The sequence below is a fragment of the Shewanella sp. GutCb genome (genome assembly GCF_002836135.1).
In the GTDB taxonomy this organism is placed as follows: domain Bacteria; phylum Pseudomonadota; class Gammaproteobacteria; order Enterobacterales; family Shewanellaceae; genus Shewanella.
Window position 1 is genome coordinate 22,935 of the sequence record NZ_PJBL01000031.1, and the last position, 13,547, is coordinate 36,481.

The 13,547-nt window shown below is 43.2% G+C and carries 11 protein-coding genes and 3 tRNA genes; 1 reads left to right on the forward strand and 13 read right to left on the reverse strand.

The features are described from left to right. Window positions 1-41: 41 nt before the first annotated feature. The 11 genes from rpoB to CXF86_RS18790 form a co-directional block, all read right to left on the reverse strand. Window positions 42-4,073 (reverse strand): DNA-directed RNA polymerase subunit beta, encoded by a 4,032-nt coding sequence (gene rpoB / locus CXF86_RS18740; protein ID WP_101088979.1) that lies wholly within the window; start codon window positions 4,071-4,073, stop codon window positions 42-44. A 237-nt stretch (window positions 4,074-4,310) separates the two neighbouring features. Next, window positions 4,311-4,676, reverse strand: coding sequence for a 50S ribosomal protein L7/L12 (gene rplL, locus CXF86_RS18745; protein ID WP_101088978.1), 366 nt, complete (start codon window positions 4,674-4,676; stop codon window positions 4,311-4,313). Between the two features lie 57 nt (window positions 4,677-4,733). Continuing rightward, window positions 4,734-5,231 carry a 50S ribosomal protein L10 gene (gene rplJ / locus CXF86_RS18750; RefSeq protein ID WP_101088977.1) on the reverse strand — a complete coding sequence of 166 codons (498 nt, stop codon included), beginning with the start codon at window positions 5,229-5,231 and terminating at the stop codon, window positions 4,734-4,736. A 269-nt stretch (window positions 5,232-5,500) separates the two neighbouring features. Continuing rightward, window positions 5,501-6,202 carry a 50S ribosomal protein L1 gene (gene rplA, locus CXF86_RS18755; RefSeq protein ID WP_101088976.1) on the reverse strand — a complete coding sequence of 234 codons (702 nt, stop codon included), beginning with the start codon at window positions 6,200-6,202 and terminating at the stop codon, window positions 5,501-5,503. A gap of 4 nt (window positions 6,203-6,206) precedes the next feature. Then, on the reverse strand, window positions 6,207-6,635 hold the full coding sequence (rplK, locus tag CXF86_RS18760; protein WP_101088975.1) for a 50S ribosomal protein L11: 429 nt from the start codon (window positions 6,633-6,635) through the stop codon (window positions 6,207-6,209). A 127-nt stretch (window positions 6,636-6,762) separates the two neighbouring features. Then, window positions 6,763-7,314 (reverse strand): transcription termination/antitermination protein NusG, encoded by a 552-nt coding sequence (gene nusG, locus CXF86_RS18765; RefSeq protein WP_101088974.1) that lies wholly within the window; start codon window positions 7,312-7,314, stop codon window positions 6,763-6,765. Window positions 7,315-7,323: 9 nt separating this feature from the next. Further along, entirely contained in the window at window positions 7,324-7,695 is a 372-nt protein-coding gene (gene secE, locus CXF86_RS18770) for a preprotein translocase subunit SecE (protein ID WP_101088973.1), read from the reverse strand. 289 nt (window positions 7,696-7,984) lie between these two features. After that, window positions 7,985-9,169: an elongation factor Tu gene (gene tuf, locus CXF86_RS18775; protein WP_101088972.1), complete on the reverse strand. Its 1,185-nt coding sequence runs from the start codon at window positions 9,167-9,169 to the stop codon at window positions 7,985-7,987. Window positions 9,170-9,364: 195 nt separating this feature from the next. After that, a tRNA-Gly gene (locus tag CXF86_RS18780) sits at window positions 9,365-9,438 on the reverse strand. A 35-nt stretch (window positions 9,439-9,473) separates the two neighbouring features. After that, a tRNA-Tyr gene (locus CXF86_RS18785) sits at window positions 9,474-9,558 on the reverse strand. A 7-nt stretch (window positions 9,559-9,565) separates the two neighbouring features. Continuing rightward, window positions 9,566-9,641, reverse strand: a tRNA-Thr gene (locus CXF86_RS18790). 232 nt (window positions 9,642-9,873) lie between these two features. Between CXF86_RS18790 and coaA the strand changes: the two genes are divergently transcribed. After that, complete coding sequence (coaA, locus tag CXF86_RS18795) at window positions 9,874-10,824, forward strand: type I pantothenate kinase (protein ID WP_101088971.1); 951 nt, start codon at window positions 9,874-9,876, stop codon at window positions 10,822-10,824. 6 nt (window positions 10,825-10,830) lie between these two features. Here coaA and birA read toward each other — a convergent pair whose 3' ends face one another. After that, complete coding sequence (gene birA, locus CXF86_RS18800; RefSeq protein WP_101088970.1) at window positions 10,831-11,793, reverse strand: bifunctional biotin--[acetyl-CoA-carboxylase] ligase/biotin operon repressor BirA; 963 nt, start codon at window positions 11,791-11,793, stop codon at window positions 10,831-10,833. A 1-nt stretch (window position 11,794) separates the two neighbouring features. Continuing rightward, complete coding sequence (gene murB, locus CXF86_RS18805) at window positions 11,795-12,832, reverse strand: UDP-N-acetylmuramate dehydrogenase (RefSeq protein ID WP_101088969.1); 1,038 nt, start codon at window positions 12,830-12,832, stop codon at window positions 11,795-11,797. Window positions 12,833-13,547 lie beyond the last annotated feature (715 nt).

The window sequence follows — 13,547 nt, forward strand, 5'->3', positions numbered from 1 at the left end:
TGCAGAGCACCGATTTTGCCAAATAGAGGCGGGAACCAGTTTTACTTGGTATCCAACTCAATGTTGATACCGAGTGAACGGATCTCTTTCAACAATACGTTGAAAGATTCAGGCATACCTGGTTGCATCTGATAGTTACCGTCGACGATGCTCTTATACATCTGAGTACGACCGTTCACATCATCCGACTTAACAGTTAGCATTTCCTGAAGAGTATATGCTGCACCGTAAGCTTCAAGTGCCCATACTTCCATCTCACCGAAACGCTGACCACCGAACTGCGCTTTACCACCCAATGGCTGCTGAGTAACAAGACTGTACGAACCGGTAGAACGGGCGTGCATCTTATCGTCAACCAAGTGGTTAAGCTTGAGCATGTACATATAACCTACGGTTACTTGACGCTCAAATTCGTTACCAGTACGACCATCACACAGCGTTAGCTGACCTGATGTCGGTAGACCTGCAAGAGCAAGCATCTGCTTGATCTCTTTCTCTTTGGCACCATCAAACGCAGGTGTAGCTGTTGGTACACCACCTTTAAGGTTTTTAGCAAGACGCAAGATTTCATCATCAGTAAATGAATCGATGTCGACTTTTTGAATTACTTCGTCGCCCAATTCATAAACTTCTTTGATGTATCCGCGAAGTTCTGCCAATTCGCGCTGCTCTTCAAGCATTTCAGCAATACGATTACCGATACCTTTAGCTGCAGCACCCATATGAACTTCAAGTACTTGACCGATGTTCATACGTGACGGTACACCTAGTGGGTTCAATACGATATCCACTGGGTTACCTTTGTCATCGTAAGGCATGTCTTCAACAGGACAAATCTTAGAGATTACACCCTTGTTACCGTGACGACCCGCCATCTTATCACCAGGCTGGATAGTACGTTTGACAGCAAGGTAAACCTTAACAATCTTCAGTACGCCAGGTGCTAAATCATCACCTTGAGTGATCTTACGACGCTTAACTTCAAATTTCTTATCGAAATCAGCTTTCAGCTCTTCCGCTTGCTCAGCTAATTGTTCTAGCTCAGTTTGCTTACCTTCATCATCGATGGTTTGAACCAACAATTGTGAACGTGAAATCGCGTTAAGTTGTTCTTCAGTGTAGCCTTCACCCAATAATAGGTTACGAGCACGACCAAGAACACCCTCTTCAAGAATTTGGAACTCTTCAGTCAAATCCTTCTTCGCTTCAGCGATATGCAACTCTTCGATTTCAACAGCACGCTTATCTTTATCAACGCCGTCACGAGTAAATACTTGAACGTCGATGATAGTACCTTTAACAGAGTTAGGTACACGTAGTGAACTGTCTTTAACGTCAGAAGCTTTTTCGCCGAAGATTGCTCGGAGGAGCTTCTCTTCTGGAGTCAGCTGTGTTTCACCCTTAGGTGTCACTTTACCAACTAGGATGTCGCCACCCTTAACTTCAGCGCCGATATAAACGATACCTGATTCATCTAGCTTAGAAAGCGCAGATTCACCAACGTTTGGAATATCAGCAGTGATCTCTTCGCTACCCAACTTAGTATCACGAGCAATACATGAAAGCTCTTGAATATGGATAGTGGTGAAACGATCTTCCATCGCAACACGCTCAGAGATAAGGATTGAATCCTCAAAGTTGTAACCGTTCCAAGGCATGAACGCGATACGCATGTTCTGACCAAGAGCCAAATCACCTAAATCGGTAGATGGACCATCGGCTAGTACGTCACCACGAACAACTGGATCGTTCATGCTACAACAAGGACGTTGGTTAATACACGTGTTCTGGTTAGAACGAGTGTATTTAGTCAGGTTGTAGATATCGATACCAGCTTCGCCAGGCGTTAGCTCAGCTTCGTCAACTTTTACCACGATGCGGCTAGCGTCAACGTAGTCAACATAACCACCACGTTTAGCAACAACAACAACGCCTGAGTCAACAGCAAGAGTACGCTCAATACCAGTACCAACTAGAGGCTTATCAGCCCTAAGTGTAGGCACGGCCTGACGTTGCATGTTTGCACCCATCAATGCACGGTTCGCATCATCGTGTTCTAGGAACGGAATTAGCGACGCCGCAACAGAAATAATCTGTTGTGGTGAAACATCCATATATTGGATATCACCAGCACCCATAAAGGTAGAATCACCTTTATGACGACAAGCAATAAGCTCATCCATCATGCGACCAGTTTCGTCGAGTTGAACGATAGCCTGTGCAATAACGTAGCGACCTTCTTCGATAGCTGACAAGTAATCTACTTCGTCAGTTACCACACCATCAACTACCTTGCGGTAAGGTGTTTCAAGGAAACCATAGTTGTTTGTACGAGCAAAGGTTGCCAACGAGTTGATCAAACCAATGTTTGGACCTTCAGGAGTTTCGATTGGACATAGACGACCGTAGTGCGTCGGGTGTACATCTCGAACCTCAAAACCAGCACGTTCACGAGTCAAACCACCAGGGCCAAGCGCAGAAATACGACGCTTATGCGTCACTTCTGAAAGCGGGTTGTTTTGATCCATGAATTGTGAAAGCTGTGAAGAGCCAAAGAATTCTTTAACAGCTGCAGAGATTGGCTTGGCATTAATCAGATCTTGAGGCATAAGCTCATTTAGATCGCCAAGGCTCAAACGCTCACGTACGGCACGTTCTACACGAACGAGACCAACACGGAACTGGTTTTCAGCCATTTCACCAACACTACGGATACGACGGTTACCAAGGTGATCGATATCATCAACTTCGTCAAATCCATTACGGATGGCGATGATGTTCTTCATCACGGCAACGATATCTTCTTTAGAAAGGATACCCGTACCTTCGTCGTCATCAATACTTAGACGACGATTGAACTTCATACGACCGACTTTAGACAGGTCATAGCGTTCTTCGCTGAAGAAAAGGTTATTAAATAACGCTTCTGCAGCATCTTTAGTTGGTGGCTCACCTGGGCGCATCATACGATAGATTTCAACAAGCGCTTCTAAGCGGTTAGTTGTTGAGTCTATACGTAGAGTGTCAGACATATAAGCACCGTTATCAAGCTCGTTGATAAACAGTGTGCTTACTTCTTTAATGCCAGCAAGTGAAAGCTTTGCAAGGTCTTCTAAGCCAATTTCTGCGTTTGCAGAAACTAAAACTTCACCGGTATCTGGATCGATATAATCTTTACCAGAAATTTTGCCAACGATGTACTCAACAGGTACTTCTAGCTCGGTAGTCTTAGTCTTTTCTAGTTGACGAATATGACGCGCAGTAATACGGCGGCCTTTCTCAACAAGAACAGTGCCATCAGCTTCTTTTATATCATAGCTTGCTGTTTCGCCACGTAGACGATCAGCAACAAGATCCATTACTAATGAATCTTTCTTGATCTTAAAGTTTACGCGATCGAAGAACAGGTCGAGAATGTCTTGAGTCGAATAATCTAATGCGCGAAGAATGATCGTAGCGGCCAATTTACGACGGCGGTCAATACGAACAAACAATGCATCTTTAGGATCGAATTCAAAGTCTAACCAAGAACCACGGTAAGGAATAATACGTGCATTATAAAGCACCTTACCTGAAGAGTGGGTTTTACCACGGTCATGATCGAAGAATACGCCCGGGCTACGGTGTAGCTGAGATACGATAACACGCTCAGTACCATTAATTACAAAAGTACCGTTGTTAGTCATAAGAGGGATATCCCCCATATAAACTTCTTGTTCTTTAATATCTTTTACAGTGCCAGGTGCCGCTTCACGGTCATAAAGAACCATACGCAATTTAACGCGTAATGGAGCTGCATATGTGATACCACGAATTTGACACTCTTTCACATCAAAAACAGGTTCGCCTAGCTTATAGCTAACGTACTGTAATTCTGAGTTACCAGAAAAACTTTTGATGGGAAAAACGCTACGGAAAGCGGCTTCAAAACCACGCTCGCCAGTAGGATCTTGATCGGTGAACTTCTTAAATGAGTCCAACTGTATAGACAAAAGATAAGGAATATCCAAAACTTGTGGACGTTTACCAAAGTCTTTGCGAATACGCTTCTTTTCAGAATAGGAGTAAACCATGGGTTTCCTCTGATTACGAGATGTGACCAAGACTGACCAATCATTTGATTGAGACAGCACGTTTGCCCATCACCGTTGATGGCAAGAACCTAACCAGTAATCTCTGTTAGGGACTGCAAAATCTGGCGACAAACGGTGAATAAAAAATCGCCTGCGCATACAGCGCAAAAAAGGCCGACGGTTAAAAAACCGCCAGCCCTAACCTAATTTCTTAGGTTGAGTAAGTTAAGTTATAACTTACTTGATCTCTACAGAAGCACCAGCTTCTTCTAGATCAGTCTTAAGCGTGTCAGCTTCTTCTTTAGAAATAGCTTCTTTAACAGCTATTGGAGAAGATTCTGCCATAGCTTTAGCTTCTTTAAGGCCTAGACCTGTAGCGCCACGAAGAGCTTTAATTACTTTAACTTTGTTCTCACCGAAAGAAGTAAGAATAACGTCAAACTCTGTTTGCTCTTCAGCAGCAGCAGCTTCGCCACCACCAGAAACAACAGCAGCAGCAGCAGATACGCCGAACTTCTCTTCCATTGCTTCGATTAGTTCAACAACTTCCATTACAGACATTTCTGCAAGAGCTTCTAAGATTTGGTCTTTAGTGATAGACATAACAAAAAATTCCTAATTGTACTGAATTCAATTTTAATTAAGCGGCTAATAAAATTATTAAGCAGCTTCTTTCTGATCGCGTAGAGCGGCCAATGTACGAACGAACTTGCCTGCAGATGCTTCTTTTAGAGTCATCATGAACTGAGCTAGTGCTTCTTCGTATGTTGGTAGTTTTGCTAAACGATCAATATCAGATGCAGGGATTAATTCCCCTTCAAAGGCTGCTGCTTTGATTTCAAACTTCTCTTGTGACTTCGCGAAATCTTGTAGAAGACGCGCTGCTGCACCTGGGTGCTCATTAGAGAATGCAATCAAAGTAGGACCAGTGAACGTATCGCTTAAGCACTCAAAATCAGTACCAGCGACAGCGCGTTTTACTAGTGTATTACGTACAACTTTAACGTATACACCAGCTTCACGAGCTGCTTTACGAAGACCGGTCATATCACCTACAGTTACGCCACGTGAATCGGCAACAACTGCAGATAAAGCACCTTTGGCAGCTTCGTTGACTTCAGCAACAATCGCTTTTTTGTCTTCGAGTCCTAATGCCATTGGCTTTACTCCTGGATTCTATCTAGGGAAAATCCCTAGCAATTACCATGCTAAATATCTAATGATATCTAGCGACTTACGGCGCGAAAAGATCCAGCAGAATAAAATCTATCTGGGGTCCGACACCGTCTACGTAGGAGATTAAGTTAGTTATTCAACTAACACCTACGGTCTTGGACGGAGATTGATTTTTAATCCAAAAAGATTAAACCTCAACCTCAACCCTACAAAGTGCGCGCATTATAGACTAATACGCGAGCATTGTAAATTTACTTACCATCATCCAGAGTACTCTGGTCAATAGTAACACCTGCACCCATAGTGGTAGAGATGCTTACTTTCTTAAGGAAAACACCTTTAGCAGCTGCTGGCTTGGCTTTTTTAAGAGCAACAAGAAGAGCTTCTAAGTTTTCTTTAAGTTGAGCTGTTTCAAAATCCACTTTACCAATAGTAGTGTGGATGATGCCGTTCTTATCGTTACGATAGCGAACTTGACCAGCTTTAGCGTTCTTAACTGCTTCTGCAACGTTTGGCGTTACAGTACCAGTTTTAGGGTTAGGCATAAGACCACGTGGGCCTAAGATTTGACCTAACTGACCAACAACGCGCATTGCATCTGGAGATGCGATTACAACGTCAAAGTTCATTTCACCCGCTTTAACTTGGGCAGCAAGCTCGTCCATACCGACTAGCTCAGCACCGGCTGCAATAGCAGCTTCAGCGTTTGCGCCTTGAGTAAATACAGCTACACGTACGTCACGACCAGTACCGTGTGGTAGCACAGTAGCGCCACGAACGTTTTGGTCAGATTTACGTGGATCAACACCAAGGTTTACAGCTACGTCAACACTTTCAAGGAACTTAGCAGTTGCTAGTTCTTTTAATAGTGCAACAGCTTCATTGATGTCGTAGTTCTTAGTTACTTCAACTTTTTCGCGGATCAAACGAGCGCGTTTAGTTAGCTTTGCCATTATATTAGTCCTCTACTACCAAACCCATTGAACGCGCAGTACCTTCAATTGAACGAGTCATCGCTTCAATATCAGCACCAGTCATATCCGCGGCTTTAGTCTCAGCAATTTCCTGGACAACGCTACGCTTGATAGTTCCCACTTTGTCAGTGTTAGGACGGCCAGAACCAGACTTCAAACCAGCTGCTTTAAGCAGTAGGAAAGATGCAGGTGGCGTCTTAGTTTCGAAAGTGAAAGAGCGATCAGTATATACAGTGATAACAACAGGAATTGGCATTCCTTTGTCGAAATTTGCAGTACGAGCATTGAATGCTTTACAAAATTCCATGATGTTAACACCTTTCTGACCCAATGCTGGGCCAACTGGTGGCGACGGGTTTGCAGCACCGGCTGCTACTTGTAGTTTGATGTAACCATCAACTTTCTTTGCCATGAGACATTTTCCTCAAGTTTGGGTTCAAACGCCATCAACAAAATGTTGAAAAGCTCCCCGAAAAATATGGGTGCGAATTATATACAAATTCACACCCATTTCCAATTAGTATTTGTACTTTATTTAATCAGCTCTTTTCAATCTGACTAAAATCAAGTTCTACTGGCGTTGAGCGACCGAAGATCATGACAGAAACCTTAACGCGGTTCTTCTCATAATCCACTTCTTCAACAGTACCGTTAAAGTCAGCAAAAGGCCCGTCAGTAACGCGAACCACTTCGCCTGGCTCAAACATAACGCGATGCGTTGGAGACTCAGTAGTATCCTGAAGACGCTGAAGGATTGCATCAGCTTCTTTATCAGAAATTGGTGCTGGACGATCTGATGTACCACCAATGAAGCCCATCACACGAGGGATACTCTTCACTAAGTGCCAGCTCTCGTCATTCATTTCCATCTGTACTAATACATAGCCAGGGAAGAATTTACGTTCGCTCTTACGACGTTGGCCTGCACGCATTTCAACGACTTCTTCAGTGGGTACTAATACTTCACCAAAGTAAGCTTCCATCTCGTGCATTCTGATATGTTCGTGCAACGATTTACAAACGCGGCCTTCATAGCCAGAAAACGCTTGTACTACATACCATCTTTTTTTAGCTTCAGTTGCTTCAGTCATTCGAGATGCCTATACGCCAGTAATAAAATTAACAATTCTAAGCAATACTGCGTCCATGCCCCAAAGGATTAATCCTAAAATGGCGGTTGCAGCTAATACAATAAAAGTTGTATTCAGTGCTTCTTGACGCGTAGGCCAAACCACTTTACGAACTTCAATCTGTGATTCACGAGCAAACGTTAACGCTTGCTTGCCTTTCTCTGTTTGCGACGCAATAAGACCAGCAACGGCAAAGGCAATTACAACGCCTATCGCGCGTACTAAAACACTTGCTTCAGCGAAATAATGGTTGCCAATAATAGCAGCAGCCAACAAGATTATGACTAGGCCCCACTTTATAATATCCAGAGAATTACCCTGGCTTTCAGTATTTGTTGTCATCGGTTAATTCCGTTACTCACTACGTTCTGAGACTAGTAATACTATAAATATAGCATTTTGCTCAGTGAAAAAATCAGTCAGGCTTCAATCCGAACTGACGACGGCTCAATACACTCACTAAAAGCATATCCAGCGAGTCAAAAATCGGTCATAGATTGTATTCTTATTCCACGTATTTGGCAAGAATACAAAGCCCAGCTTAACTAACAAAATTAGTACAGACTTATAATGGAAATTAAAAAGGCAGCCTAGGCTGCCTTTTTTGATATTGAGTTAAGACTCGTTGCTATTAAGCAACAATCTTAGCTACAACACCAGCACCAACAGTACGGCCACCTTCACGGATAGCGAAGCGTAAACCTTCATCCATCGCGATTGGGCAGATTAGTGTAACTGTCATCTGTACGTTATCACCAGGCATTACCATCTCAACGCCTTCAGGCAATTCGATAGTACCAGTTACATCCGTTGTACGGAAATAGAACTGTGGACGGTAACCTTTGAAGAATGGAGTGTGACGTCCGCCTTCTTCTTTAGACAGAACGTAGATTTCTGACTCAAAAGTTGTATGTGGAGTAATTGAACCTGGAGCAGCAAGAACCTGACCACGTTCAACATCTTCACGCTTAGTACCACGTAGAAGAACACCACAGTTTTCGCCAGCACGACCTTCGTCAAGTAGCTTGCGGAACATTTCAACACCAGTACAAGTAGTCTTAGTAGTATCACGGATACCAATAATTTCGACTTCTTCACCAATCTTGATGATACCGCGCTCTACACGACCAGTTACAACTGTACCACGGCCTGAGATTGAGAAAACATCTTCGATTGGAAGAATGAATGCACCATCAATAGCACGCTCTGGCTCTGGAATATAAGTATCAAGTGCTTCTGCAAGCTCAAGAATTTTAGCTTCCCACTCTGGCTCGCCTTCAAGGGCTTTAAGCGCAGAACCTTGGATAACTGGTAAGTCATCACCTGGGAAGTCATATTCAGAAAGAAGTTCACGAACTTCCATTTCTACAAGCTCAAGAAGCTCTTCGTCATCTACCATGTCACATTTGTTCATGAATACGATGATGAATGGTACGCCAACCTGACGTGAAAGCAGGATGTGCTCACGTGTTTGTGGCATTGGACCATCTGTAGAAGCAACTACTAGAATCGCGCCGTCCATTTGAGCAGCACCAGTGATCATGTTTTTAACATAATCGGCGTGACCAGGACAATCTACGTGTGCGTAGTGACGTGCAGGTGTGTCATATTCGATGTGAGAAGTATTAATTGTAATACCGCGCTCACGCTCTTCAGGAGCATTATCGATTTGTGCGAAATTCTTAACTTCACCACCGTAAGTCTTAGTTAAGACAGACGAGATAGCAGCTGTTAGCGTTGTTTTACCATGGTCGACGTGACCAATAGTACCCACGTTAACGTGCGGTTTAATACGTTCAAATTTTTCTTTAGCCATGGTATTGCCCCAATCCAAAATACTGGTGATGAAACTGCATGTAGCAAAAAATCCGATGCATAAATGCTACCGAATCAGTGAGTAAGATAATTAAGATATATAAGAAGCAGGAGGCGTGCTGACAGAAGGTCTTAAACGGGAAAAAGCACTCGTAATCGAGTGCTTTCTACTGATTAAGTATTATCAGCAAGAATTTGGAGCGGATGGCGGGAATCGAACCCGCGTTATCAGCTTGGAAGGCTGGAGTAATACCATTATACGACATCCGCGTAACCTACTTCAGGCTACCTAACTAACTAGAAAGTGGTGGAGGGAGAAGGATTCGAACCTTCGAAGGCTGAGCCGTCAGATTTACAGTCTGATCCCTTTGGCCACTCGGGAACCCCTCCAGGGAAATGGTGCCGGCACCAAGAGTCGAACTCGGGACCTACTGATTACAAGTCAGTTGCTCTACCAACTGAGCTATGCCGGCGTGTCATTTCGGTAGCGGATATTATGGAAGTGTGAGCATAAGTGCAATAGCAAAATCGTTTTTTTTCTAAAAAAAACGCCAACAGAGGTTTTTTTACGCGCATTTCCGCCTTAATGTTTACTTTTAAGCCAATTAAATTGATTTGCTCAACATTGACTAAACGACTATCCCGTAGCAGTTGTCGATAATAAATTCATAGTGTAATCTGCCCTCCTTAACGGAGAACTTCGCAATGACGCAAAACAATCAAATTCATAAAGCACTTTACCTACCTTTCGAGCGTCAGCAATGGGCTGAATTGAGAGAATCGGTGCCTTTAACACTCAGTGAAAATGATCTAGCGGATCTGCGCGGTATCAACGAAAAAATATCACTGTCAGAAGTCACTGATATTTATCTCCCTTTAAGTCGACTACTCAATCTTAACGTCGGTGCTAAACAGCAACGCGGCTTAGCACTGAATGAATTTCTCGGCCGTGTTCCGCCGAAAAGACCCTACATTATTAGCATTGCTGGCAGTGTCGCTGTAGGGAAAAGCACTACAGCGCGTATTTTGCAGGCACTACTAAGTCATTGGCCCGAACATCCTAAAGTCGATTTAATGACTACAGATGGTTTCCTGCATCCTCTGGCAGAGCTTAAACGTCGTGGTTTAATGCAACGTAAAGGATTTCCTGAAAGTTACGATATGAAGGGGTTAGTTGAGTTTATTTCAGCAGTAAAAGCGGGAGAGTCGGCCGTCAGTGCCCCCATCTACTCTCATATCACCTACGACAGAATACCGAATCAGTTACAGTGGGTCCGTCAACCCGACATTCTCATTATTGAAGGTTTAAATGTATTGCAGACGGGTCAAGACTCAGCGGTAGACACTCGACGTCCATTTGTATCTGATTTTGTCGACTTTAGTATCTATGTTGATGCTGAAGAAGAATTATTAAAGAAATGGTATATAGAACGTTTTCTACAATTTAGAACCGGAGCATTTAGTGAAGATAGCTCTTATTTTCACCATTACTCTCAATTAAGCGATGCTGAAGCAACAGCAATAGCATCAAAAATTTGGGACAGCATCAACGGACCAAACTTAACCTTAAATATCCACCCAACTCGTGAACGAGCTCATCTTATTTTGCAAAAAGGACCGGACCATCGAATGGATCAAGTCCTCCTAAGAAAATAGTACTCGTTAAGTTAACGATCGCAGGCTTATTTCACCACCAATAAAACTCTTTAGGCCGTTGGCAGTCTCGAGCACCACGGCTCCCTGCTGATCAATACCTCTGCAAATGCCTTGAACTTCCTCAGTACCTATAATGAGCTTAATCTCTTGGCCGTTAAAGAGATCTGCCTCTCCCCATCTGGCTTGAAAAGGCGCTAAACCTTCATCTTGAAACTTGCACAGATCTTGCTGCAATTGTTTCTGCAACAACGTTAGCAATGCTGTCTTATTTGGCATGTTTTCCAGAGAGGTTAAATCACTCCAAGGCTGGTCAATTGATTTTCCTTGCTGTTCACTCATCGCCATATTCAAACCAATGCCGATCACAAGATTGCATTCGCTGTCGGTGTGGCCACTCATCTCAATCAGTACACCCGCTAATTTCTTACCTGCCAAGTAGATATCATTAGGCCACTTAACTCCCACATTGGGCACTTCTAATTGCTCAAGCACTGACACAATAGAACACGCAACCACTAAACTTAGCCCCATCGCCTGAGCCATTCCCTGCGGAAACTGCCAATACATAGAAAAATAAAGATGACATCCATAAGGCGACACCCAAACACGCCCTCTTCGGCCTCGCCCTGCGGACTGATATTCAGCGACACAAATATCACCAGAATCGAGCTCATCAGCATGCTTTAGAATAAAACCATTGGTACTGGGGATCTCATCAAAATAGAAACATCGCTGCTTCACTCCGCTTTTTAACGTGCTTTCATCCACTAACGATAGCGGGTTACTCAACTTATAGCCTTTACCTTTGACGCAATAAATATCAACGCCATAACCTTCCAGTCCGCTAATATGGTTAGCGACTGCCGTTCTCGATACCCCAAGCTTTGCCGCTAACGCTTCGCCTGAAACAAAGTGCCCATTAGCAAGTTCAGCTAAGATACTGCGCTTACGACTCCATTGTTCTGCCATGTTATAAGTTCCTTTCTCCAGTCGCCGCGATCATTCTAGGTTCTGGTTCTAATTTGATACCAAATTTGTCTTCAATACAATCGACCACATGCTGCGCCAACGCTAAAATATCATGACTGGTGGCATTGCCTCGGTTTATTAATACCAACGCTTGATCTTGATGTACTGCAGCACCGCCAACTTGATAACCTTTTAATCCAGCATTCTCAATGAGCCAACCTGCGGCAACTTTTGTATTAGCTATCCCTAGAGGATATCCGACGATGCTCGGGAATTGATGCACTAAAGCATTAAATTGATGGTTAGCAATCACAGGGTTTTTAAAGAAACTACCGGCATTACCAACCTTGTTAGGATCAGGTAACTTAGTCATTCGAGTTTTGCAGATACAGTCAAACACTTCTCTTGGCGTTACATTGGTATTTTTTAGTGCCTTAAGTGGTCCATAATCCAATTTAGGTCTCCATATTTTAGCGACTTTAAAGCCCACTCTAGTAATCAGTGCTTTACCTAATAATTGCTGCTTGAAAATTGAATCTCTATAAGCAAACTGACAATCTTTTGCATTAAGTCGAATATGCTTGCCAGTGGCAAGTTCCACGTATTCAACCCAGTCGCATATATCCGTTAACTCAACACCGTAAGCACCGATATTTTGAATCGGCGCAGCACCCACCTTGCCGGGAATAAGCGCAAGGTTTTCTAATCCCGCAATATTTTTCGCCAAACAAAAGCAAATGAGTTCATGCCAGTTCTCTCCCGCTGCAACCGAAAGAAGGTGAAAATGTTCAGTGTCAGCAATTTCAATCCCTCTCGTTTCAACAAGTACCACAGTGCCCTCAAAATCGTCACAGAAAATGACGTTGCTACCACTACCAAGCACCAGCATAGGCTCTTTAGCTTGGTAAAGCGCTAAGCAGCAAGAGATTAGCTGCTCTGTGGTTTTAACGGTAATAAGCTCTCGACAGGAGTGTTCAAGCCCAAAGGTATTATGCGATTTTAGAGAAACGGAATGGGTCACTGAGGCAGTCTTATTCATCAAAGGAAAGTCACATTGTATCGTAAACCGATTACTCTCAGAAGCCCCTATCACCCAAGTTGGATTTAGCCAAAGACACAACGGGTTGGCACACGGCAGTTAACTCCCACATTTCATGGAGCCGGCCGCAAGTTCTCGTCATGGATCAAGTGTGCTGTCAGCATTCCCAGCCAACAAGATCTATAGTTTTGCTTCTACCTGTCCAACTTAATCAATAAACTACTTATCTTCAGCTGTTTTCATTTGAACCTTAGTAAAGATGCTGTATGTGATAGGTTTCAGTAGGTTTTTTGACGAAATTTCGCAGTCGTTTAGTCAAAGCATAATGTAATGAAGGTACACCACCTACTCAACAGGTCAGCAGAGCCAACGAGAGGCATTTCACATTCTGCAGCTTTGGGAGATTGGCTTTATATCTACTTTATCTACTAACGTAACTTTCTCAGCAAATAGTATTGCCTGTTCGATTAGAATTTTTGCAGTTACCACTTTTAAATACAGCTGAGATATAGGTATTCACTCAATAACCCGCCGCGGTTCTTGTTCTGTTATCGTGCGGTTTTACGGTAAAAACGCAGTATTAGTTACTTTTACTCGGTCACAAATAAATTGAAAAAATCGCGATAGGTATATAAAAGTGACGAACTATATAATGCACTCACCCATTTCAGCTCAATAATAAACCAATGAGCCCGTATATTGTCTCTTTTTATGC